Here is a 24,203-nt window from a genome sequence, read left to right on the forward strand (position 1 = left end):
GCGTATAGACGCTCTCGCTGCTCAGCGGTCGATGGGCGAGCGTTCCGTCAGTACCAGCTGCCGCTTCCGAAATCGATCACGGGTTGGCCGTCCACGAAGTCGATCGTTCCGGACAGGGAGAACTCCACATCACGCGCGGGCGGAGCATAGAAGCTCGACGCTTCGCTCTGGATCGTGATCACAGCTTCGGTCGTTTGGAAGCTGCTCGTCGTCAGATCATCGAATCCTTCGGGGAGTGACTTCAGCTGCAGCACGGAAAGGTTTGTCGCCTGAACGGAGTACGGGCAGATCTCGTTCAGATTCGTCGGCACTGTAGCGCATGCGGTTGCCTCCGCCTGAGCCTGGGCGAGGATGAACTCAGATAGCGCAGGAGAGGGCGCCTCTTCGATATCCACGAAGCTTTGCGAGTACTCATCGGAGGCCGCGACGATTCGCGTGGAGGCGGGGGACGACTCGAGATACTCGTTCGGGGTGCCCGAGAAGGAGTACACACCGGGATACGCATACAGCGTCGTGTCTCCTGCGGTCACAGGTACCTCAATGTCGCCGAGAGCGACCGAGTCGGAGACCGTCGCTCCCACAGACAGCGGAACGATCATCGGGTTCGTGAGGCGCCACGTGTCAAGGACCAGAAACTCCCTCTCCCCGCTGACAGCGTCGAAGACGAACGAGAACTGCTCCCCATCGACGGACATGGTTGCGAGAACCGTTGCGCCGGTATCGCTGCGCTGCACGAGTTCCACCGATCTCACCACCAGGCGGGCGTCAGCGGCGGCGAGAGCATCGTCGCTGAGCAGAAGTCTCTGGTCGTTCGGAACGCCTGGATCGATGATCCGGGCGGCGGCCGAAGCGTTGCCCGCCGCGAGGTGCGCAAGGTATTCCTCGGCGACGACTTGCGGTCCACGCGTCGAGTTCAGGACGCCGACCCCTACAACGCCGGCGATGACCAGGACGATTGCGCTCCCGGCGATGATGCTCCAGAGACGGATCCGGTGCTTGGCTACCGGGCTCAGAGGCTTCCGTGGTGCGCGCGGCTCAGCACCGGCGAACGGTGAGACGAACGCCGTGGCCTGTGCGGATGGTGCTGTGTTTTCGAGAGAAGCTTGCGGAGACTGCACGAGCGGAGCGGGTGCACCTCCCGGCAACGGAACGGGAGGCGTGGCCGGGCTAGCACGACGAATCGGGTCGTCGTATCCTTGCGCCACGTGCGCGCTCGGTTCGCGGGTCCATTCCTCGTCTGCAGCATCGAAGAGCGATGGATTCGGGAGATTCTCGCGTGTCGCACTCACCCGCGAGAAATCGAGAAGAGAGGGTCGCGCAACCGCTCCGCGTGTCGCGCCCGGGTCAGCGTCGAGCAAACTGGGACGGCGCTCCTCGCCTGGCGAATACGGTTGCTGCGAGTTATCTTCGCGCACGTGTGTCTCCCCCCGAGAACAGTTGCGACAGGCCGCGATGCGGCTGTGGTATCTCTTTCTGGAGACAATAGCAGTCGGCGACCAGAGCCAGGAGAACCATGTTCACCCCGGAGAATTCCCATGATCCCGCGCAGACCACAGGCCCGGCAGCCCAAGCGCCGTATGCGCCGCAGGCGCAGCCGACCGTGAACCACGACACGTACGCGCAGCCAGCGACATATGCTCAGAGCGGGGCACCGGCGCAGCCGGAACCGGCGTCCTCTCCATATCCCTTCCGACTGCTTCGCGACGAGGCGGTCCTCGGCGTGTTTCCGGTCGCGCGTGCAGACCGGCTCTTCGGAAAGCTCGCGAGCTTTCTGTTCGTCACCGATTCTCGTGTCGTGTATTCCGCAGAGGCCAAAACGATCACCTCGACGTCGGTGCACAACATGGAGTTCCATGTGCAGAAGATCGAGGGCATCGAGGTCAGCCGTCACACCGGGTACGATGCGCTCGGGCTTGTCGCGGTTGTCGGGTCGGGGTTGAACTTTCTCTTCCTGCTCATAGCGGGTCTCCTCGTGAACGGTGCGACGAGTTCGTTCATGAGCAGCTTCGGGTCGAGCTCGAATCCGTTCGGCTGGCTCTCGATTCTGTTCCTGCCGTTCGCCTTCACATCGCTGTTCGTCGGCATCGTCGTGGCCTTCGCGTTCCGCCGTCCAGAAGCGAGCATCCGGATCCTGGGCCCGGGGGAGCCGAGAACGCTCGCCGCGGAACGTGATCTCCCGCGCTTGCTGGTGATGCTTCTGCTCTTCCTCGTCTTCGGGTTCTTCATCGGGCTGGTGGTGCTCCTCTGGCTGGGTGTGCGCGAGCTCGGGATCTTCCGAGCGACGGATGCCCAGCGCTTCGCGCCCGTTGCCAATGTCGATCGGGTGGCGTTCGACGCGGGCGCCCTGATCCTTGACATCCAAGCGCGGGGCACGCTCGCTGACCGGATCTGAGTTCGCATCTTGGAGACGTTTGATTTCCGAGTATTTCACGAAGCGAGGCACATTCTTGTCTTCGGAATGCTCAGTTGGGTTGGCGACAAGGGGAACTTGACGATCGATCATCGTAAGGCGCAACGTCAGCAGGGATTTACTTTCGAACCCCATTGGTTCGAGTTTCTCGCAAGCGTCATTCCGGCGGAGGCAAATCGCGTCTACTCACCGGAGGAACAAGCTTTTCTAGCTGGTCTGGTTAATCGAGGAGCGATCCGGATTTTTTCGACCAACGCGACATCCGATGACCTCAATTTCGAATTGGTTCCCCGTGCGGCATTTTCTCTGAGGAGAGAAACGCATGATGGCTACGAGTTTAAAACGGATCGCGGCCTGTTTACGACGTCCGAGATTGGACTTCGTCTCCTGGGCCGAGTGGGAACGCGCGAGACGGTAGGCGAAATGGCTGGGGCTGTGATGAGCGCGGCACTGCGCGACCCGCAAGACCGATCAGCGATCGCCGAGTCGGAAGCGTCGACTGGGCGTTCCTTTGTGTCCTTGATGTTTGATGAGTGCCTCAGGCTGATCGGGACGTTACGCGAGTTCGGCGTCGCGACCGCAGAACCTTTGGAGTGACCCGATGCTCGGGGGAATGAAGCGGTCGGGCGCGGTTGCAGCAGCGGCCATCGCTATCGCTGCAACGGCGGCAGTGTCTCCAGCGAGCACAGTTACAGGTCAGGACTACGCGCCCATTAGCGATCTGGTAGAGCAGAGCGTTGAAGCGCTAAGAATCCGCGAAGAAAACAAAAAGGCGTTGAATCGCGACGACCGGAGCAAGGCGACGGAGAGTTCCCCGACACCGCCGAGTGAAAGTGCATGGACGGCTGGGGAGCGATCATCAAATTGGCCCCAAGAGTCGAGCCCTGGGTCGCACAGCGCGGGGCGGCATGACTTCGCAGGAGTGCTTCCGATGTTCTCCGGCCCGGCTGGCGGCCCCGCGAATCTCGGCATCGGTCCAAATCTCGAGTCCGGTATTGAAAGCGTGGAGCACGAACAACGGCACGGCGAGGCCGACTTGATGGATAGGGAAATTGATCCAGGAGCGGCCGCTGAACAGCCCGCGGCCACCGCGATTACGCGGCGTCCCTCAACGATTCCTGCGGAGCCGGACCCGGAGCTTGAGCCTGAGCCTGAGCCGGAGCCGGAGCCGGAGCCGGAGCCGGACCCGGAGCTTGAGCCGGACCCGGAGCCGGAGCCGGAGCCGGAGCCGGAGCTTGAGCCGGACCCGGAGCTTGAGCCTGACCCGGAGCCGGAGCCGGAGCCGGAGCTTGAGCCGGAGCTTGAGCCGGAGCTTGAGCCGGAGCTTGAGCCGGAGCCGGAGCCGGAGCCTGACCCGGAGCCGGAGCCGGAGCCGGAGCCGGAGCTTGAGCCGGAGCTTGAGCCGGACCCGGAGCCGGAGCTTGAGCCGGACCCGGAGCCGGAGCTTGAGCCGGAGCCGGAGCTTGAGCCGGAGCCGGAGCTTGAGCCGGAGCTTGAGCCGGACCCGGACCCGGAGCCTGAGCCGGAGCCGGAGCCGGAGCCGGAGCCGGAGCCGGAGCCGGAGCCGGAGCCGGAGCCGGAGCCGGAGCCTGAGCCTGAGCCTGAGCCTGAGCCTGAGCCGGAGCCTGAGCCGGAGCTTGAGCCGGAGCTTGAGCCGGAGCTTGAGCTTGAGCTTGAGCCTGAGCCTGACCCCGACCTTGAACCTGATTGGTGATCCACGTGTACCTCGAAGAAGTCGTGAGCGGAACGCCGCTGACCGATGCCGCCGGTTACATCGGCACTGTCGCTCCCGAATTCGGAGCGCATGGCAGAGGTGACACATCGATCGGCTTGGACGACGCGGCGCTGGGGAAGCATGTGCTGTTCCTGGGCGGAATTGGCACCGGCAAGACAGTTGGGATGACTTCGCTTGTCCGGTCGATTCGTCACTCGGCATCCGCGGACGATGTCATCGTGTTCTTCGACACGAAAGGCGACTATTACGACGCGTTCTTCCGCGAGGGTGACGCGGTGATCTCGGCTTCTTCCACGCAGCAGTTCGCTGGGCAGGTGCGATGGAACCTCTTCAGCGAGTTCGCGGATCTCCCGCCGGGGCGTGAGCCGGAAGACGAGATCTTCGAAATGTCGAGCGGCCTGTTCTCTTCGCTGATATCGCAAGCCGGTGACAACTCCTACTTCGCGAACGCTGCAAGAGACGTCTTTGTAGCGCTGGTCACCGCACTCTTCCGAGATTCACCGCATCGAACGAACCAGGACATCCGCGAGTATATCTCCGGGCTGTCCGTGCCACAGATGCACGAGTTGTTGGACCGGCCCGGCAACGAGGACCTCTTGGGCGCCAAGCTCTACATAGCCAAAGAAGGCAGCAACTCTGCCCTGGCGACCCTTGCGTTCATGCAGCAGGTCATCCAGGAGTCTTTTCGCTCCTCATTCGGTCAGGCAGGAGACTTCTCCATCCGGCAGTTCCTGCGTGCGAAGGGCGGGCGATCTTTGTTCCTAGAGTTCGACATAGCCTCGGGGTCCGCGCTGGTTCCGATCTACAAAGCGATGCTCGACGTCGCAATGAAAGAGTCCATGTCCCGCTCGCGATCGGCGGGACGTGTCTTCTTCGTCTTGGATGAATTCGCGCTTCTGCCCGAACTCACCCACCTTTCGAATGGTCTCAACTTCGGCCGTTCGCTCGGTTTGCGCTTCATCGTTGGCACACAGAACATCAAGCAGGTACAGCACATGTACGGCGAGTGGATGGCAGCATCCGTGCTCTCCGCCTTCGGTACCGTCTTCGCGTTCCGGCTGTACGACGGCGATTCGCGCACGTTCGTTCAGAACCGATTTGGCAAGACACGCAAGCTCACTCGATTCGACTCAGTGGTTCGCAATAAGGGCATGTCTGAAGAAGTGAGCGATGGGAACGTCGTCGAGGACTGGGATCTTTCCTCCCTGCCCGTCGGCACGTGCATCGCTGCCATTCCGGACCACGCACCGGTGCGATTCGGGTTCCGTTTCGGATGATCATCGCCCGCGGCCTCATCGCGACGGCTGACCAGTCTCCCAGCCATCGGCTCCCATCCACGCCGGGTAGGCTTGTCGGGTGACCACAGAGATCGAGCTGGGCCGAGGAAAGCGCGCACGCCGCGCGTACACGTTCGACGACATCGCGGTCGTGCCGTCGCGGCGCACGCGCAACCCCGAGGACGTGTCGACCTCGTGGACGATCGACGCGTTCGGGTTCGACATCCCGGTGCTCGGCGCTCCCATGGACTCGGTCGTCAGCCCCGCGACGGCGATCATGCTCGGCCAGCTCGGCGGTCTCGGCGTGCTCGATCTCGAGGGTCTGTGGACCCGGTACGAGAACCCCGAGCCGTTGCTCGCGGAGATCGCCGGCCTCGGTGACGACGTCGCGACCGTGCGGATGCAGGAGCTCTACTCCGAGCCGATCAAGCCCGAGCTGATCACGAGCCGTCTGGCCGAGATCCGCGATGCCGGCGTCACGGTCGCGGGCTCGCTCACTCCGCAGCGCACCCAGGAGCACTACGACACCGTCGCCGCCGCGGGTGTCGACCTGTTCGTGATCCGCGGCACCACGGTGTCGGCCGAGCACGTCTCGAGCGTCGACGAGCCGCTCAACCTCAAGAAGTTCATCTACGACCTCGACGTGCCGGTGATCGTCGGAGGCGCGGCGACCTACACCGCCGCCCTGCACCTCATGCGCACCGGTGCGGCCGGCGTGCTCGTCGGCTTCGGCGGAGGAGCGGCGTCCACGACCCGCGCGACGCTCGGCATCCACGCTCCGATGGCTACCGCCGTGTCGGACGTCGCCGCTGCACGCCGCGACTACCTCGACGAGTCGGGCGGCCGTTACGTGCATGTGATCGCCGACGGCGGTGTCGGCACGTCCGGTGACATCGTGAAGGCGCTTGCGATGGGAGCGGATGCCGTCATGCTCGGCGTCGCGCTCGCCAGGGCGACCGATGCGCCCGGTCGGGGCTTCCACTGGGGACCGGAGGCCCACCACTCCAAGCTGCCCCGCGGTCGCCGCGTCGAGGTGGGCGGGATCGGCACCCTCGAGGAGATCCTCTACGGCCCGGCCCCGGTCGCCGACGGTACCGCGAACCTCATCGGCGCGCTCCGCAAGTCGATGGCGACGACCGGATACTCCGACCTGAAGGAGTTCCAGCGGGTCGAGGTCGTGCTGGCGCCCTACGAGGCCTGAGGATCGCTCGCCCGTCGTGACGTCTCCTGAAGTGTTCCCACCGACCCTGCGCGAGGTCATGCTGCGCGGTCGGTGGATCGCGATGCTGCTGCTGTGCCTCGTGGTCGCCGGCGTCTTCGCCTTCCTCGGGCAGTGGCAGCTGGGCAGGGCGATCGACACCAGTCCGCCGCCTCCCGGCGTGACCGAGCAGGTGCGTCCGCTGGCCGACGTGGTCGAGCCGGGCCAGTACCTCAACGAGCCGCTCGTCGGTCAGCGCGTGGAGACCTCGGGGCACTGGATCGCCGGCGACTTCATCATCGTCTCGACCCGCTTCAACGACGGTGTGGAGGGCTACTGGGTCACCGGGCAGCTCCGCGTCGAGGAGCGGACATCGATCGCCGTCGCGATCGGATGGGCGCCCGACCTCGAGACCGCGCAGTCCGCGGTCGAGGAGCTCGAGGCCTCGGCCGACGGGCAGGACGTCGATGTCGCGGGTCGCATCATCTCGGACGAGGGCGTGACCGTTCCGCCGCGCGCCGACCCCGAGCGCCTCGATCGGATGTCGCCGGCGGCGTTGCTCAGTCGCTGGCATGACATCGACCAGTTGGACGTCTACCGCCCGTACCTCGCCTCGAGCACCGCGGCCGCCGGTCTCGACGACATCTCGTCGCCCGCGCCGGAGGAGAGCTCGCCGATCAACTGGCTCAACATCTTCTACGCGGCCGAGTGGGTCATCTTCGCCGGCTTCGCCTTCTATCTCTGGTACCGCCTGGCGAAGGACGCCTGGGAGCGCGAGGTCGAGGAGCTCGAGGACGCGGCCGCCGCGCCCGCCTCGGACTCTGCCGCCGGCCCGGGCTGACAGCGCCGGCCCCGGCGGCCGACCGAGCCCTCTCTGGCGTGTGAAAAGTCGGAGTTCCGCGCCGACACGCCGGTGGTGGCATCCGTGGGGCGGCGTGTCGCGTCGAGGCTCCGATTCTTCGCACCGGCGCGGAGGGGGAGGACGGCGGATGCCGCGGCGCACGCACCCGCCACGAATGCGCGTTCGCGCACCGCGGCGTGCGCATCCGAGCGCCGAATTTGTGTGCAATCACCAGCCCATTTGTCGAGGTGGTGAGCACTTGGTGACGAACAGGCGAACACCGTTGATTCGTGTCGGAGGGCCTACGTAGGCTCCCTCTCATATGTGTTCCCTGGGAGTCCGGTGAGCATGTCGGAGGATCGCAAGATCGCTCCGGAATCCGAGTCGCAACGAGGAGATCTGCCGAATGAGTTCCGCCCCCCGAGACGACGCCCGGCAGGGCGGCGTCTTCTTCCCCCGAAAGAAGAGAGGGCGCATCGGCGCTCTCGCCGCGACCTGCGTCGCGACCCTGAGCCTCGGCGCGCTGGCGGCCGCCCCCGCTTTCGCCAGCCCCGACGGCACCGGCATCGTCATCAACGAGGCCTATCTGTCCGGCGGCAGCGCCGGTGCCGCGTTCACGAACAAGTTCGTCGAGCTCTACAACCCGACTGACGCAGCCGTCACGCTCGACGGCATGTCGCTGCAGTACCGCAGCGCGACGGGGACCGGTGCCTCGAACACCGTCGTGGCGCTCACCGGTTCGATTCCCGCCGACGGGCATTACCTCGTCCAGGGCAGCAGCAACGGTGCGAACGGCACCGCCCTGCCGGCTCCCGATGCGACCGGTGCCCTGAACTTCAGCGGGGCCAGCGGCACGATCGCGCTCGTCGAGGGCACGGCGGCCGTCACTCTGACGCCTGGCTCCACGGCCGGGGCGGCCGGTGTGGTCGACGTGCTGGGCTACGGCTCCTCGAACACGTTCGAGGGCACCGCCGCGACCGCTCCGAGCGGCAACACCGACGTCAAGTCGCTCAACCGCGCGAACGGCGTCGACACCGACGTCAACAGCGTCGACTTCGCTCTGTCTGCGACGATCACGCCCACCAACGCGGCGGGCGCGACCGCTCCCACCGACCCGACCGATCCGACCGACCCCGTCGAGCCCGTGAAGAAGACGATCGCCGAGGTGCAGGGAACCACCGACGTCTCGCCGCTCAACGGCCAGGTCGTCACGGTCGAAGGCGTCGTCACCGGCGACTACCGCACCGGCGGCTACAAGGGCGTCACCATCCAGACGCAGGGCTCCGGCGGGGCCACCGACGCGACGCCCGGTGCGTCCGACGGCGTCTTCGTCTACCTCGACGCACTCGCGCCCAGCCTCTCGACCGGCGACCTCGTCTCCGTCACCGGAACGGTCAGCGAGTACTTCGGCCAGACCCAGATCAACCCGGCGAACGTCGCCGCCGTCACCACCGTCCAGGCGGGCGTCGGGGTGCCAGAGGCGACGCCGCTTCCCGACACGGTGCTCGGCTCCGACCGCGAGCAGTACGAGAGCATGCTCGTCGCCCCGACCGGCACGTACCGCGTCGCTTCGAGCCACCAGCTCTACAACTTCGGCACGCTCTGGCTGAATGCCGGCGAAGAGCTCAACGTCAAGAGCACCGAGACGGTGCTGCCGGGAACGGATGCCGCGGCCGTCGCGGCCGCGAACAGGGCCAACCGCATCCTCCTCGACGACGGATGGTCGATCCAGGTCACCAACAACGGCCACCCGAACGACCAGCCGTACTTCACGAAGGACGTCGTCGTCCGCAACGGCGACACCGTCGACTTCAGCGACGATGGCTACGTGCTGTCGTGGGGCTTCGATGACTGGCGCCTCCAGCCGGTCGCTCCGATCGACAGCACCACCCCTGCCGAGGCGAAGGCCGGCTTCACCGCCACCAATCCTCGCGTCGACACCGCCCCCGAGGTGGGCGGCGACGTCCAGGTGGCCTCGTTCAACGTGTACAACTACTTCACGACCCTGACGAGCGAGAACTCCAACGCGCGTGGCGCGGCGAACGCGGCGCAGTTCGAGATCCAGAAGTCGAAGATCGTCGCGGCGATCAACGGGCTGGATGCCGACATCGTCTCGCTCATGGAGATCGAGAACTCGATCAAGCTCGGCGGCACCCTCGACGAGGCGCTCTCCGACCTGGTCGACGGACTCAATGACGACGCCGGCAGCGACGTGTGGGACTTCGTGCCGACACCTGCGGCGCTGAACAACGCCGCGACGACCGACTACATCACCAGCGCGATCATCTACAAGAAGGCCGCGGTCGAGACGGTCGGCGACAGCATGACCGTCACCGACGAGTCGGTGTGGGGCAACGCGCGCGAGCCGATCGCTCAGGCGTTCGATGTCGACGGCCGTGTCGTGACGGTCGTGGCGAACCACCTCAAGTCGAAGTCGGCGCCCTCAGGCGGCGGCACCGAGCCCGCTGACGGTCAGGGCTTCTTCAACGCGGACCGCGTGAAGCAGTCCCAGTCGATCCTCGCGTTCACCGAGACCATCGAGGAGACCACGGGCAGCAGCGACATCCTGCTCATCGGCGACTTCAACGCCTACGCCAAGGAAGACCCGATCCGGGTCTTCACCGATGAGGGCTGGAGCGACGTGGCGCGCGAGAAGGCCGCCGACCAGCACACGTACTCGTTCGACGGCGAGCTCGGCTCGCTCGACCACGTGCTCGCCTCGCCGTCGCTCGCGTCGTCCATCACCGGTGCCGGCGTGTGGACGATCAACTCTCCCGAGTGGAGCGACCGCGGCTACGCGTTCGGCGCCACCGAGGCGGGGACGCCGTTCCGCTCCAGCGACCACGACCCGATCATCGTCGGCGTCTCCGCCGACGAGCCCCCGGTGAGCATCGACGTCGTCACCGTGAACGACTTCCACGGTCGCATCGAGGCCGACGGGGCCGCTGCCGGCGCCGCCGTCCTCGCGGGTGCCGTGAAGCAGTTCCGTGCCGAGAACCCGAACACGATCTTCGCCGGAGCCGGTGACCTGATCGGTGCGTCGACGTTCACCTCGTTCATCAACGACGACAACCCCACGATCGACGCGCTCAACGCCGCCGGTCTCGAGGTCAGTGCCGCCGGCAACCACGAGTTCGACCAGGGCTGGGCCGATCTGCGCGATCGCGTGCAGGATCGGGCCGACTGGGAGTACATCTCCTCGAACGTGTTCGTCACCGAGACCGGCGAGCCTGCGCTCGCCCCGGCCTGGGTCAAGGAGCTCGACGGCGTGCGCGTCGGATTCATCGGTGCGGTCACCGAGGATCTCGACTCGCTGGTGTCGCCGGACGGCATCGCCGGGCTCGAGGTGCGCAGCATCGCCGACTCCGTGAACGCGGTGGCCGCCGATCTCCGCGACGGCGATGACACCAACGGCGAGGCGGATGTCATCATCCTCCTGGTCCACGAGGGAGCCGCCACTGTCGAGCTGTCCAGCATCACGCCGGACTCCGCTCTCGGTGAGGTCGTCTACGGCGTCGGCGACGACGTGGACGCGATCGTCTCGGCGCACACGCACCTGGCGTACAACCACGTGATCGACGGCCGCCCCGTGGTCTCCGCGGGTCAGTACGGCGAGAACCTCGGACTCATGAACATCCAGGTCGACCCCTCGACGAAGGAGCTCCTCTCGATCACCAACGAGATCAAGCCCCTCACCTCGGGCGGTGTCGCGCTCTACCCGGCGGATGCCGGCGTCGCCGAGATCGTGGCGAAGGCGAAGGCGGATGCCGACGTCCTCGGTGCCGTCAAGGTCGGCGACATCACCGGTGACTTCAACCGTGCGCGCCAGAGCGACGGCAAGACGGAGAACCGCGGTGGCGAGTCCACCATCGGCAACTTCGTCGCCGATGTGCAGAAGTGGTCCACCGGCGCGGACATCGCGCTGATGAACCCGGGCGGCATCCGTGCCAACCTGACCTACGCATCGACCGGCGCGGCGGATCCGAACGGCAACGTCACCTACCGCGAGGCGGCGACGGTCCAGCCGTTCGCCAACACGCTGGTGACTCTGACGCTCACGGGTGATCAGCTCAAGAGCGTGCTCGAGGAGCAGTGGCAGCCGGCCGGCGCCGCGCGTCCGTTCCTCAAGCTCGGCGTCTCGAAGGAGCTCACGTACACCTACGACCCGAACGCGGCGCAGGGACAGCGCATCACCTCGATGCTGCTGAACGGCACCGCGGTCGATCCGGCTGCGGAGTACACGGTGGCGGCGAACTCGTTCCTCGCGGCGGGCGGCGACAACTTCGCCTCCTTCAAGCTGGGGTCGGGCAAGCGCGACACGGGCAAGATCGACCTGCAGTCCATGGTCGACTGGTTCGACGCGAACAAGACCGCGACCCCCGACCTCGCGCAGCGTGCGGTGGGCGTCTCGATCACCCCGGCGGATGCCGACGGCTACACCGCCGGTGACGAGATCACGCTCTCGCTGTCGTCGCTCGCGTTCAGCGCGGGCGAGCAGGCGCCGGGCGAGGTCACGCTCTCGCTGGGGGACAACGTCCTCGGCACGGGGACGGTCGACACCTCGATCGTGGACGCGAGCGATGAGGTGGGGCGGTCATCGATCACGTTCACCGCTCCCGAGGACGTGCACGGCGCACAGGTGCTGACGGCATCCGTCGCCGGAACCGGCACGGTCGTCGAGATCCCGGTCCGATTCGCGGCCGCCCCTGCGAGCGGTTCGATCCAGCTCAGCAGCGACAGCGTGGCGGCCGGCGGACAGCTGGTGGTGACAGGAACCGGCTTCGAAGCAGGAGTCGAGCTCGACATCGAGCTGCGCTCGACCCCGGTCACGATCGGTGCGGCCAAGGTCGCTGCCGACGGCACCTTCTCGGCCACGGTCACCATCCCGCGCGACACCGCGGTCGGCGAGCACACCATCGCCGCGGTCCTCGCCGACGGCTCGGAGGTGACCGCACCGCTGACGGTCACGGCCGCGGGCACCGGAACCGGCACAGGCACGGGAACCGGCACTGGCGATCTCGCCACCACCGGTGCCGACCCGACCGGGCTGCTGATGATCGCGATCATGCTCATTCTGATGGGCGGTGCGATCTACGCGATCCGTCGCAAGGTGATCGCCGGCTGACGCACGAGCGTCGTCACACGGAGGCCGTCGGGAGAACATCCCGGCGGCCTCCGTCGTATGCGATCAGAGACGCATGTTGTTTCATGTTGTTTTATGTTGTATCTTGTGGGAATGGTCACGGGCAACGGTGTCGGCATGTACGCGATGGAGCGCCAGCAACTCATCGAGCGTCTGCTGGGTGAACTCGGTCGCGTGGCCGTCGTCGACCTCGCACGACGATTCGATGTCACCACCGAGACGATCCGGCGTGACCTCGCCGCGCTCGAGGAGGCCGGTGCCCTCGTCCGCGTCCACGGCGGAGCCGTCGCGAAGGACGCAGACAGCACGAGCGAGCCGACCGTCGGCGAACGCGCCTCCCGTCACGGCGAGGCCAAGGCCGCCATCGCGCGGCGAGCGCTCAGCGCCCTGGGGGAGGGATTCCAGGGATCGATCTTCGTCGACGCGGGAACGACGACCGCCGCGGTCGCCGCACACCTCCCGGAGCGGCTCGGCGTCGTGCATCCAGGTTCTCGTCGCGTCGAGGTCGTCACCCACTCGCTCACGATCGCCCCCGTGCTCGCTGCACTCGACGGGGTCTCGTTGACCGTCGTCGGCGGCCGGATCCGCGGTGTCACCGCGGCCGCGGTCGGCGCGGAGACCGTCGCCGCCGTGCAGCGGATGCGCCCTGACATCGCCTTCATCGGCACGAACGGGGTCTCGGCCGGCTTCGGTCTCAGCACCCCGGATCCCGACGAGGCGTCGGTCAAGACCGCCATCATGCGCTCGGCGCGCCGGACGATCGTGCTCGCCGACGCCAGCAAGCACGATCGCGAGCTGCTCGTGACGTTCGCCGCGCTCGACGACATCGACGTGCTGGTCACCGACGCCGCGCCGCAGGGAGACCTCGCGACTGCACTCGCCGACGCGGATGTCGAGGTGTGGATCGCATGATCGTCACCGTCACGGCGAACCCCGCCCTCGATCGCACCGTCACCCTCGTCGCTCCCCTGCGCACCGGAGAGGTTCAGACGGCGGTCGCGGTCCGCGAGGACGCGGGAGGCAAGGGTGTCAACGTCTCGGGGGTGCTGTCCGCGGCCGGGGTCGCCACGCTCGCCGTCCTGCCCGTCGCCGCCGACGACCCGTACGCGGCCGTCATCCGCGCGGCAGGCGTTCCGGTGCGCGTCGTCCCCGTCGAACGGCACGTCCGCACGAATCTCGCGCTGACGGATGCCGACGGCGAGACCACCAAGATCAATCTCATCGGCGCACCACTCACCGACACAGACGCCCGCGCGCTGACGGATGCCGTTGTCGCGGCGACCGAGGGCGCCGACTGGCTCGTCCTCGCCGGATCCCTCCCCGCGGGTGTCGCCGATACCTACTACGTGGAGATCGTCGATGCCGTCCGCGAGCGCTGGGGTGCGGATGCACCGCGGATCGCCGTGGACACCTCGGGGCCTGCGCTGCGGGCCGTCGTCGAGAGCCGCGCGGCAGACCTCGTCAAGCCCAACGACGAAGAGCTCGCCGAGCTCGCCGGGGCGGTGATCGACGTCGACTCCCCGCGGGAGTCCGTGCGCCGCATCGCGCAGCGCATCGTGCCGGAGTTCGCGGCATCCGCCCTCGTGACGCTGGGGGGCGCCGGCGCCGCGCTCATCACCGCCGAGGAGGCGTGGTTCGTCGCGGCCCCGCGCATCCGTGTGGCCAGCACTGTGGGAGCGGGCGACAGCTCGCTCGCCGGATATCTGTTGGCCGAGCGCGCTGGTCTCGACCCAGCGGAGCGCCTGCGTTCGGCCGTCCGTCACGGCTCCGCCGCGGCGGCGCTGCCCGGAACCAGGGTGCCCGCCCCGGCCGATCTCGGCCCCGCCGTGTCTGCCGCCCTTCCCTTGTAATCCCTCACGACCACTGGAGGTCACCGTGTCCGACACCATCTCGGTCGAACTCGTCAGCATCGATGCCGACCTCGGTCCCGACAAGGCGGCGGTCATCCGCGCCCTCGCCGACCGCGTCGCCGCCACCGGTCGCGCCGGCAGCGGCTCCGCCCTGTTCGACGACGCCTGGGCGCGCGAGCTGAAGGACGAGACCGGCCTGCCCGGCGGCATCGCCATCCCGCACGCGAAGAGCGCGTCGGTGAGCGTTCCGACCCTTGCCTTCGCCCGTCTCACCCCGGGCGTCGACTTCGGGGCGCCGGACGGCCCCGCCGACATCGTCTTCCTCATCGCCGCCCCGGATACGGCAGCGGAGGCGCACCTCGCGATCCTCTCGAAGCTCGCCCGCAGCCTCATGCAGGACGAGTTCACGGATGCTCTGCGTGCGGCATCCGGTGCCGACGAGGTCGTCGCGATCGTCGACCGGGCGATCGCGGACGAACCGCAGTCCGAGACCGAGGCTCCGGCCGTCGCCCAGGCCTCTGCGCCTCCCGTAGCCGCGGAAGGCCGACGTCCGCGTATCGTCGCCGTCACCGCCTGCGCGACGGGCATCGCGCACACCTTCATGGCCGCCGATGCGCTCACCGCCGCCGGGAGAACGGAGGGCGTCGACCTCGTGGTCGAGCCACAGGGCTCGAGCGGATACAAGGCGCTGCCGCAGAGCGTGATCGACGAGGCGGATGCCGTGATCTTCGCGGTCGACGTCGACGTGCGCGAGCCCGAGCGCTTCGCCGGCAAGCCGGTGGTGCGCTCCGGCGTCAAGCGCGGCATCGAGGAACCGGCGCGCATGATCGCCGAGGCGGTCGCCGCGTCGACCGACCCCGCGGCCCCGCGCGTCTCGGGCGAGACGACGACGACGGCGACGCCGGCCGCGACGCAGTCGTGGGGCTCCCGCATCCAGCGCATCCTGCTCACCGGGGTGAGCTACATGATCCCGTTCGTCGCGGGCGGCGGTCTGCTCATCGCCCTCGGCTTCCTGCTCGGCGGCTTCCAGGTGAACCAGGACGACCGCGCCTTCGACGTCGTGCTGAACAATGCGCTGTGGGCGCTTCCCGATGGAGGACTCGGTCAGTACTTCGGCTCCGTCTTCTTCGTCATCGGCGCCACGTCGATGGGCTTCCTCGTGTCGGCCCTCGCCGGATACATCGCCTTCGCGATCGCCGACAGGCCGGGACTCGCGCCCGGCTTCGTCGCGGGCGCCGTGGCCGTTCTCATGAACGCCGGCTTCATCGGCGGCATCGTCGGCGGACTGCTCGCCGGGTTCATCGCCTGGGCGATCGGCCGCATCGACGCGCCGAGATGGCTGCGCGGGCTCATGCCGGTCGTCATCATCCCGCTGCTGGGATCGATCGTCGCTTCCGGTCTCATGCTGCTCTTCCTCGGTCGGCCCATCGCCTGGCTGATGCAGGTGCTGAACGACTGGCTCACCGGCCTCGCCGGGAGCTCGGGCATCATCCTCGTCGGCGTGATCCTCGGCCTCATGATGTGCTTCGATCTCGGCGGGCCGGTGAACAAGGTGGCCTACGCCTTCGCGACCGCCGGACTCGCCTCGGCCTCGACCGACAACCCCGCGCCGTACCTCATCATGGCGGCCGTGATGTGCTCGGGCATGGTCCCGCCGCTCGCGATGGCGCTGGCCTCGACCATCCTCGACCGTCGCCGGTTCACCCCGGTGGAGCGCGAGAACGGCGTGGCCGCCTGGTTGCTCGGGGCGTCGTTCATCAGCGAGGGTGCGATCCCGTTCGCTGCGGCAGACCCACTGCGCGTGATCCCCGCGTCGATGCTCGGCGGCGCCGTCACCGGCGCGCTCAGCATGGCCTTCGCAGTGCAGTCGCTGGCCCCGCACGGCGGCATCTTCGTGTTCTTCGCGATCACCCCGCTGTGGGGATTCGCGATCGCCCTCGTCGCCGGAACCCTGGTCAGCGCCCTCGCGGTCGTCCTGCTCAAGCGCTTCGCGACGAAGAGGACCTCGTCGACCGTCGACGCCGTCGCTGTCTGACCCCGTACCACCTGCAGCATCCCGAATCGTCCCGAGAGGAACACCATGACCGAACGTCAGGCCATCGTCGCCAGCGCATCCGGACTCCACGCCCGCCCCGCTAAGCTCTTCGTCGCCGCCGTGCAGGAGAAGGGCATCCCGGTGACCATCTCGGTCGACGGGGGAGCGGAGCTCAACGCGGGCAGCATCCTCGCCCTGATGGGGCTCGGCGCGGGGAAGGGCTCCGTCGTGACGCTCCGCTCGGATGCTGAAGGCGCCGAGGCGGCGCTCGACGAACTCGTCGCACTGCTCGAGACCGACCTCGACGCCGTCTGAGCGATCCTTCGAGGAGGACGCTCGGGGAAAGACGCCGCGATCGTCGGGGCCGCTCCCGACGATCGCGGCGCGTCTGTGTGCGGGCGCTGCCCGTCGGGTCAGGAGCTGACCACCGACACGTCGGCCTGAGCCAGGGCGTCGGCAAGCGGTCCCTCGGGTGCGGTGTCGCACACCAGATAGTCCGCTCGATCCAACGGCGTCACCTGAGCGAAGAGCCGGCGGTTGAACTTCGAGGAGTCCGCGAGGATCGCGGTGCGCTCGGCCCGCTGGATCATCTCCGACATCATGGCCGCGTCGCCGAGGTTCGAGGTCGAGTAGCCGGCGTTGTCCACGGCGCCGACGGCGATCAGTGCGAGGTCGCACCGGAGGTCGACCTCGGGTCCGCCCGCGGTCATCGTGAACGTCACCGGGCCGGTCGTCGCCTGCGTGATCGAGCGCACCGCGCCTCCGAACACGTAGAGGTCGCGGAAGGCGGACGGAGAGATCTCGGCCGGAATCCGGAGGTTGTTCGTGGCGATGGTGAGGTCGCGATGGTTGCGCAGCGCCCTGGCGAGCGCGAGCGTCGTCGTCCCGGCGTTGAGCATCACCACGGAGCCGTCGTCGATCAGGCCGGCGGCGAGCCGGGCGATCTTCTCCTTCTCCTCGGTCTGCATCTGCAGGCGGACATCGAGCGCCCGATCCTTCAGCTGGCGTTCACTCGCGCTCACCGCACCGCCGTGCGTGCGTATCAGCACGCCCTCCTTGTCGAGCTGATCGAGATCCCGTCGGATGGTGTCGATCGACACGTCGAAGTGCTCCGCCAGATCTGCGACCGTGACCTGCCCCGAATGCTCGACGTAGGCGGCGAGATCCGCCTTGCGACCAGCGGGGAGGCGACGTCGGCGACTGTTTCCGGATACGTCCATGCAGAATTCTTAGCACAGAATCCGCCGATTCCTGCATAGTGCCGCACAAAACGGCATTCCTTGATGACAGAAACAAGCGATCGATGCCCCGGATGTCGGGTCGCTCGCTGGCTCGGGCGGAATTCTGCCCCTTGACGACCATGCATATCTCTGCATAACATTGCTCAAAACCGCATGAACAAGCATTGAGGCGCGTGATGCGGCACGATCTCGAAGAGGAGAAGTGATGGTCACAGTGGTACGAAGGAACCGTGTGCTGAGGCTCGCGGGTGCCGCGACGGCAGCGATGACCGTGCTCACGGTCGCGGGGTGCTCTGCGGGTGGGGGCGAGGAGGCGACGGGCGGCGACGTCACGATCGAGTTCGCGCAGTGGTGGGAGCCGGAACTGCCGGACGGAGAGTTCCGCGCGCTCATCGACCAGTTCGAGGAGGAGAACCCCGGCATCACGGTCGATCTCGTCAGCGGTCCGTATGCCTCCACGAAGGAGCAGCTGTTCGCCGGCGCAGCGTCGGGCACCATGCCGGACGTCGTCGGCCTCGACGGCGCCTGGGTGAACGACTTCGCCTCCCAAGGCGTCATCGCCGACCTCAGCGCGCTCATGGAGGAGTACGACTACGACGACAGCGAGCTGGCGAGCCAGATCCAGGTAGACGGCAGCACCTACATGATCCCGGTGGTGAACTTCGTCTACCCGATGTTCACGAACGACGCGCTCCTCGCGGATGCCGGTGTGACCGCTCCGCCCACCACGCGCAGTGAGTTCGCCGACGCGGCGGCCAAGGTCTCGGCCCTCGGCGGCGACGTCTCGGGCTGGGTGCTCCCGCTGTCGCTCGAAGCTCCGAACGGCGTGCAGAACGACGTGATGTCGTGGGTGTGGGCCTCGGGAGGATCCATGCTCGATGACGGGCAGCCTGATCTCACCAACGACGACGTCACCTCGGCGATCGAGTACATCGGCGGCCTCTGGGACGACGGAGTGATCGCCTCCGGCTCGTTCACGATGAAGGAGCAGGACAAGGTCGAGGAGTTCTCGAACGGCCGCGTCGGGATGATGATCGACTCCCTCGCCCACATCAACCTCATCCGCGAGAGCAACCCCGATCTGACGTTCTCGATCTCGGAGATCCCAGCCGAGGACGGCTACGAGGGCGAGCGCGGCATCCCCTACGCCTCGTGGGGCATCGGAGTCGCGGAGAACTCCGAGCACAAGGAGGCGGCGTTCAAGCTCGTGTCGTTCCTCATGAGCCAGGAGAGCAACTCCACCCTCTCGACCATGGCGAAGGCGTTCCCGGGCAACTCCACCTCGGTGCCGGATTTCGTCAACGACGACGAGCTGTTCCAGACCGCCTTCGACATCTACCAGGCGGGATACCCGGCGAACGAGTTCACCGGTCTCCCCGTCGCCGAGGATCTGATGCGTCAGCTCGGCGAGCAGCTGCAGGCCGCCTTCGACGGGCAGCAGTCGATCGAGGAGGCGCTGAAGAAGGCGCAGGAGTCCTGGACCGCGGAGTTCTGACCTCCCGTCCACCCGCATGAACGGGGTGCCGCATCGCGATCGATGCGATGCGGCACCCGACCAACCGAGGAGCACCGGGTCCATGAGCCTGAGAACGTCCGACGACACCGAGGTGATCGTCACCGGAGTGCCGCTGTCGCGTCGTCGCCGCCAGCTGCGCAAGACCACCGAGTCCTACGCCTTCCTGTCGCCGACGATGATCCTCCTGTTCGTCCTGATGATCGTGCCGATCGTCATGGTGATCGGGTACTCGTTCCAGGACAACGTCATCCTGTCGAAGTCGCCCGAGTTCGTCGGAGTGGCCAACTACGTCGAGATCCTCACGGACTCGACGTTCTGGAAGGCCACGGGCAACACCCTGCTGTTCACCGTCGCGAGCGTGATCGCGCACCTGGTCCTCGGCCTCGCCTTCGCCATGATGCTCAACAGCCCGCTTCTCGGCCGGGTGTCCCGCTCGCTGTTCCGTGCGCTGTACATCCTGCCCTGGCTCTTCACCGTCGCCGTGATCGCGGTGCTGTGGCGGATGCTCCTCGCGCCAAACGGCGTGATCAACTTCCTCCTGCACACGGACATCGAGTGGCTCGCCTCCCCGCAGCTGGCGCTCGGCACGATCATCTTCATCAACATCTGGGCCGGCTACCCGTTCTTCATGGTGAGTCTGCTCGCGGGTCTCCAGGGCATTCCCAACGAGCTGAACGAGGCGGCCACCGTCGACGGCGCCGGCGCCGTGCAGCGGTTCTGGAACGTCACCATCCCGCAGCTGCGGCCGATCATCGTCAGCCTGGTGCTGCTCGACCTCATCTGGACCTCGCAGCAGTTCGCCCTCATCTGGATGACCACGGGCGGCGGACCGATCGACGTCACCGAGGTGCTCAGCACCTTCACCTACAAGCTGGCCTTCGCGAAGTACGACTTCTCCCTGGCCGCGACCTCCGCCGTGCTCGTGCTGCTCATGTCCATGGTGCTCGCCGTGTTCTACGTGCGTCACCAGAAAGCGAGGGACTGATCATGGCTCTCACCGTCCCCCACCGCCGTCACGTCGCGAGGGCCGGCCTCCTCGTCGGTCTCGTGATCGGGGCCGTGTTCGCCGCCGGGCCCGTGCTCTGGATGCTCTCCAGCTCGTTCAAGTCGAACACGCAGATCTTCGAGCTGCCGCCGCGCCTGATCACCGACACCTTCTCCTTCGACGCCTACGTCGCGATCTTCACGAACCCCGAGACGATGAGGTTCTTCCTGAACAGCTACATCGTCGCGGGCGCCGTCACCGTGCTCACTCTCGTCGTCGCGATCCAGGCGGCCTACGCGTTCAGTCGGTTCGACTTCCGCGGCAAGCGGGTGCTCAACGTCATCATCGTCAGCGTGCAGGCCGTGCCGCCCATCACCCTGCTGATCCCGTACTTCGGTCTCATGGTCGCCCTCGGTCTGTACAACTCCTACCCGGGCCTGATCCTCACCTACATGGTGTTCACGCTGCCCTACGCGATCATCATGATGACGGGCTACTTCAATACCCTGCCCAAGGAGCTGGACGAGGCCGTCCGCGTCGACGGCGCCGGCTCCATGACCGCGCTGTGGCGGGTCCTCGTGCCGATCTCCGTCCCAGGGATCGTCTCGATCGGGATCTACACGTTCATGATCGCGTGGAACGAGTACCTCTTCGCCCTCACGCTCACCAAGTCGATCGACATGCGCACCGTGCCCATCGGTATCCAGCTGCTCATGGGCCAGCACTCCTACGAGTGGAACCAGATCATGGCGATGAGCGTCCTCGGATCGATCCCCGTGCTCATCCTCTTCCTCTTCTTCCAGCGGTACTTCATCAGCGGCCTCACCGCCGGCTCGGTGAAGAGCTGATCCTTCCGACCTCATCCATCACCACACAGGAGAAACACGTGCTCTACACCGGCAGATCCATCCTCGACGTCGCCAACGAGAACAACTTCGCCATCCCCGCCTTCAACATCAGCGACTGGGCGATGTTCAACGGGATCATCGACATCAGCGAGGAGCTCGAGGCACCCGTCATCATCGCGATCCACCCCGACGAGGTCTCTCACATCACCACCGACCTCATCGCCGCCATGCATGCCCGCGCGCACCGTGCGAGCGTGCCGGTCGCGATCCACTGGGACCACGGCGGCACCTACGAGCAGATGATCCAGGCCATCCAGGCGGGCTTCACCTCGGTCATGATCGACGCCTCGCTGCTGCCGTTCGACGAGAACGTCGCACTCACCCGCAAAGTCGTCGAGGCGGCCCATGCCGTGGGCGTGCAGGTGGAGGGCGAGCTCGGCACGATCGGGGCGAACGACAGCTACGGCGAGTCCGGAGCCGCCGAGATCATCTACACGAATCCCGCCGACGCAGTGCGATTCGTCGAGGAGACGGGCGTCGACAGCCTGGCGATCGCGATCGGCACGTCGCACGGCCTCTACCCGAGCGACAAGAACCCCGAGCTGCGCCACGACCTGCTCGAGCAGATCAAGGCCGCCGTCGGCATCCCGCTCGTGCTGCACGGCGGATCGGCGAATCCCGATGCGGAGCTCCGCCGCGCGGTCGAGCTCGGCATCAACAAGATCAACATCTCCAGCGACATCAAGGTCAGCTACCACAACCGGATGCGGGAGATCCTCGGGACCGACGAGCGCCTGCGTGAGCCGAATGCGATCCAGCCCGAGCCCGTCGCGGCCATGAAGACGACGGCGGCGGAGAAAATCCGTCTGTTCGGCGCCGACGGCAAGGCCGGACTGTACTGAGCGCGCGCGACGGGAGAGAGCAGATGACGAACGACGTGGACGGGCACCTCGTGCTCGGGCTCGGCGGCACGGTGGACTACGAACTGCGATGGGATGCTGGGACTCTCGAGGATATCGCCGCGGAGCACGCGGTCCACCGCGGCGAGCTCACCGGCAGCGCGCCGATCATCGATGAGCGCTCTCTCCTGGTCGCGGTCCTCGCCTTCGTCTCGCAGGGCGTGGGCGCCGAGCGCTTCGTCGCCTCCTCGGAGATCGTCGAGCGGTTCGCGTCGCGCTTCGCGCACGACGTGACTCTCGGAGGAACCGGGGTCAGAGCGGGTCTCGTGCTCGACCGCCTCGGCATTCCCAGCGTCCAGCACCTCGTGAGCATCGACGACAACGTCCGACGGCTTCTCCCGCCCTCGATCACGATCCTGTGCTCGGCCACCCGCGACACGCTCGATCCCCATCTGATCGTCCAATACCCTGCCGGCACCCGGATCCGGCTGCTCGACGGCGAGATCCAGGCGCCCGCGTCCAACCGCCTCATCTTCGCGAACGACCCGCCGAACCGTGAGATGGCGCTCGCCGCGGAGCTGCCCGCCGCCCTCGCCACGGCATCCGCCTTCCTCATCTCCGGGTTCAACACGATGCAGGACCCGCAGCTGCTCGAAGAGCGGCTCGTCGCCCTCACCCGTGCTCTGCGTGCGCTGCCCGACGGCGCCCTGGTCTACTACGAGGACGCCGGGTTCTACACCCGCGCGTTCTCGGAGATCGTCCGCTCGCACCTCGGGGCGCGCATCGACGTGCACGGCATGAACGAGGACGAGCTGCAGGAGCATCTCGGCCGATCCGTCGACCTCCTGGATGCCGATGACGTGCGCAGCGCGCTCGACGATGCCCGGAGGATCGTCGGTGCCCGGGTGCTGCTCGTGCACACGCGCTACTGGGCGATCGCGATCGGACACGATGCCGAGCGACACCGCTCGGCGGTGGAGAGCGCCGTGCGCGTTGCGGCCACGAGATACCGGCTCGGCGACGCCCTCACGGCGAGCGCCGTCGAAGCGACCTCCCGGATGCCGCGTCATCCCGGTGGAGCAGCGGTGGTCGCGGCGATAGAGTCGTCGCCGGAGACCGTTGGCGTTCCCGCCCACGTGCTCGACGTCCCGCACCCGACCACGATCGGGCTGGGCGACAGCTTCGTCGGCGGATTCCTCGCCGGCACGACTCGAACGGATCGACGATGACCATTCTTCTGCCGCGGAACTCCCCGCACGACCGCTTCTACCGTGGCGGGGCCCGTCTCACCGCGATGCGCGGCGGCGACGCCTCTGCGACGCACGAGCCGGAGGACTGGATCGGGTCGACGACGACGGTCCGCGGCGAGGCGACCGACGGGCTCAGCGTGCTGCCCGACGGACGGCTGCTGCGCGATGCGGTCGAGGCGGATCCGGTCGGCTGGCTCGGAGCGGAGCACGTTGCGCGCTGGGGTGCCGACGTCCGCCTGCTGGTGAAGCTCCTCGATGCGGGGCAACGGCTGCCGGTGCACGCGCATCCGCACGACCGCTTCGCCGCCGAGCACCTCGGGTGCGCGCACGGCAAGGCCGAGGCGTGGTACATCCTCGAGGGCGGCACGGTCCACATCGGGCTGCGGGAGGATGCGGATCCCGCCCACCTCGCCGAGCTGGTCCGCACTCAGGACACGGCCGCCCTCCTCGCCCTCCTGCACCAGGTCGAGGTCTCGCCGGGCGACGTGGTCTGGATGCCGCCGGGCGAGCTCCACGCGATCGGCGAGGGCGTCCTGCTGCTCGAGCTGCAGCAGCCGGAGGATCTCTCGATCCTGCTCGAATGGGAGGGCTTCGCGATCGACGGCGCCGTCGAGGGGCACCTGGGACTCGGGTTCGACCTCGCCCTCACCGCCGTCGCCACGGGTCGTCGAGAAGTCGCGGAGCTCCTCAGCACGGCACCCCGATCGGGGAGCGTCCTGCCTGCCGCCGCCGACGAGTACTTCGTCCTCGAGAGGCTGCCGCTCTCGGGCCCGGCGAGCATCGATGCGGGCTTCTCCGTCATCACGGTCGTCAACGGCCATGCCGAGATCGCCGGGCGTCCGCTGACGGCCGGCGACGTCCTGCTCGTCCCGGCCGAGGCTGGAGTGCTCGAGGCGGACGGCGACGGCGAGGTGCTGGTTGCGCGACCCCCGCGACCGTGAGCGCGCGAAGGTTCGGGAGAATCCGAGCGCTCTC

The 24,203-nt window shown here is 67.2% G+C and carries 19 protein-coding genes; 17 read left to right on the plus strand and 2 right to left on the minus strand.

Annotated features, from left to right (window positions below; all coding sequences use genetic code 11):
• Positions 1 to 47 precede the first annotated feature (47 nt).
• Positions 48 to 1,415 carry a hypothetical protein gene (locus tag ACI3KS_RS00355; RefSeq protein ID WP_404914022.1) on the minus strand — a complete coding sequence of 456 codons (1,368 nt, stop codon included), beginning with the start codon at positions 1,413 to 1,415 and terminating at the stop codon, positions 48 to 50.
• A 380-nt stretch (positions 1,416 to 1,795) separates the two neighbouring features.
• Between ACI3KS_RS00355 and ACI3KS_RS00360 the strand changes: the two genes are divergently transcribed.
• The 11 genes from ACI3KS_RS00360 to ACI3KS_RS00410 all read left to right on the plus strand — a co-directional run bounded on the left by ACI3KS_RS00360 (position 1,796) and on the right by ACI3KS_RS00410 (position 16,804).
• Positions 1,796 to 2,392, plus strand: a complete 597-nt coding sequence (locus ACI3KS_RS00360; protein ID WP_404914024.1) for a hypothetical protein — start codon at positions 1,796 to 1,798, stop codon at positions 2,390 to 2,392.
• A gap of 96 nt (positions 2,393 to 2,488) precedes the next feature.
• On the plus strand, positions 2,489 to 3,007 hold the full coding sequence (locus ACI3KS_RS00365) for a hypothetical protein (protein ID WP_404914026.1): 519 nt from the start codon (positions 2,489 to 2,491) through the stop codon (positions 3,005 to 3,007).
• 334 nt (positions 3,008 to 3,341) lie between these two features.
• Positions 3,342 to 4,124 (plus strand): hypothetical protein, encoded by a 783-nt coding sequence (locus tag ACI3KS_RS00370; RefSeq protein ID WP_404914028.1) that lies wholly within the window; start codon positions 3,342 to 3,344, stop codon positions 4,122 to 4,124.
• A 5-nt stretch (positions 4,125 to 4,129) separates the two neighbouring features.
• Positions 4,130 to 5,422 carry a type IV secretory system conjugative DNA transfer family protein gene (locus tag ACI3KS_RS00375; RefSeq protein WP_404914030.1) on the plus strand — a complete coding sequence of 431 codons (1,293 nt, stop codon included), beginning with the start codon at positions 4,130 to 4,132 and terminating at the stop codon, positions 5,420 to 5,422.
• Positions 5,423 to 5,501: 79 nt separating this feature from the next.
• A complete protein-coding gene (locus tag ACI3KS_RS00380; protein WP_404914032.1) occupies positions 5,502 to 6,623 on the plus strand; it encodes a GuaB3 family IMP dehydrogenase-related protein in 1,122 nt (373 codons plus the stop codon).
• A 58-nt stretch (positions 6,624 to 6,681) separates the two neighbouring features.
• Positions 6,682 to 7,461 carry an SURF1 family protein gene (locus ACI3KS_RS00385; RefSeq protein ID WP_404914302.1) on the plus strand — a complete coding sequence of 260 codons (780 nt, stop codon included), beginning with the start codon at positions 6,682 to 6,684 and terminating at the stop codon, positions 7,459 to 7,461.
• 406 nt (positions 7,462 to 7,867) lie between these two features.
• Entirely contained in the window at positions 7,868 to 12,586 is a 4,719-nt protein-coding gene (locus ACI3KS_RS00390) for an ExeM/NucH family extracellular endonuclease (protein ID WP_404914034.1), read from the plus strand.
• Between the two features lie 135 nt (positions 12,587 to 12,721).
• Complete coding sequence (locus tag ACI3KS_RS00395) at positions 12,722 to 13,516, plus strand: DeoR/GlpR family DNA-binding transcription regulator (protein WP_404914304.1); 795 nt, start codon at positions 12,722 to 12,724, stop codon at positions 13,514 to 13,516.
• A complete protein-coding gene (locus ACI3KS_RS00400) occupies positions 13,513 to 14,454 on the plus strand; it encodes a 1-phosphofructokinase family hexose kinase (protein ID WP_404914036.1) in 942 nt (313 codons plus the stop codon). Before ACI3KS_RS00395 ends, ACI3KS_RS00400 begins: the two co-directional genes overlap by 4 nt.
• A 25-nt stretch (positions 14,455 to 14,479) precedes the next feature.
• On the plus strand, positions 14,480 to 16,489 hold the full coding sequence (locus tag ACI3KS_RS00405) for a fructose-specific PTS transporter subunit EIIC (protein WP_404914038.1): 2,010 nt from the start codon (positions 14,480 to 14,482) through the stop codon (positions 16,487 to 16,489).
• A 45-nt stretch (positions 16,490 to 16,534) separates the two neighbouring features.
• The gene (locus tag ACI3KS_RS00410; protein ID WP_404914040.1) at positions 16,535 to 16,804 is read left to right on the plus strand and encodes an HPr family phosphocarrier protein; all 270 of its coding nucleotides are present in this window, start codon (positions 16,535 to 16,537) and stop codon (positions 16,802 to 16,804) included.
• 98 nt (positions 16,805 to 16,902) lie between these two features.
• On the opposite strand, the gene ACI3KS_RS00415 is transcribed toward ACI3KS_RS00410, so the two are convergent.
• Positions 16,903 to 17,709: a DeoR/GlpR family DNA-binding transcription regulator gene (locus ACI3KS_RS00415; RefSeq protein WP_404914042.1), complete on the minus strand. Its 807-nt coding sequence runs from the start codon at positions 17,707 to 17,709 to the stop codon at positions 16,903 to 16,905.
• A gap of 226 nt (positions 17,710 to 17,935) precedes the next feature.
• Between ACI3KS_RS00415 and ACI3KS_RS00420 the strand changes: the two genes are divergently transcribed.
• From ACI3KS_RS00420 to ACI3KS_RS00445, 6 genes are all read left to right on the plus strand, one after another.
• Positions 17,936 to 19,225 (plus strand): ABC transporter substrate-binding protein, encoded by a 1,290-nt coding sequence (locus tag ACI3KS_RS00420; protein WP_404914044.1) that lies wholly within the window; start codon positions 17,936 to 17,938, stop codon positions 19,223 to 19,225.
• 82 nt (positions 19,226 to 19,307) lie between these two features.
• On the plus strand, positions 19,308 to 20,231 hold the full coding sequence (locus tag ACI3KS_RS00425) for a carbohydrate ABC transporter permease (RefSeq protein WP_404914046.1): 924 nt from the start codon (positions 19,308 to 19,310) through the stop codon (positions 20,229 to 20,231).
• Between the two features lie 2 nt (positions 20,232 to 20,233).
• Entirely contained in the window at positions 20,234 to 21,079 is an 846-nt protein-coding gene (locus tag ACI3KS_RS00430; protein WP_404914048.1) for a carbohydrate ABC transporter permease, read from the plus strand.
• Between the two features lie 38 nt (positions 21,080 to 21,117).
• Entirely contained in the window at positions 21,118 to 21,981 is an 864-nt protein-coding gene (locus ACI3KS_RS00435; protein WP_404914050.1) for a ketose-bisphosphate aldolase, read from the plus strand.
• Positions 21,982 to 22,004: 23 nt separating this feature from the next.
• Positions 22,005 to 23,207, plus strand: a complete 1,203-nt coding sequence (locus ACI3KS_RS00440; RefSeq protein WP_404914052.1) for an ADP-dependent glucokinase/phosphofructokinase — start codon at positions 22,005 to 22,007, stop codon at positions 23,205 to 23,207.
• Positions 23,204 to 24,169, plus strand: coding sequence for a class I mannose-6-phosphate isomerase (locus ACI3KS_RS00445; protein WP_404914054.1), 966 nt, complete (start codon positions 23,204 to 23,206; stop codon positions 24,167 to 24,169). The genes ACI3KS_RS00440 and ACI3KS_RS00445 overlap by 4 nt, the downstream gene beginning before the upstream one ends.
• The last annotated feature ends 34 nt before the right edge of the window (positions 24,170 to 24,203 follow it).

This window comes from Microbacterium sp. ZW T5_45, assembly GCF_044987415.1.
Lineage (GTDB): Bacteria > Actinomycetota > Actinomycetes > Actinomycetales > Microbacteriaceae > Microbacterium.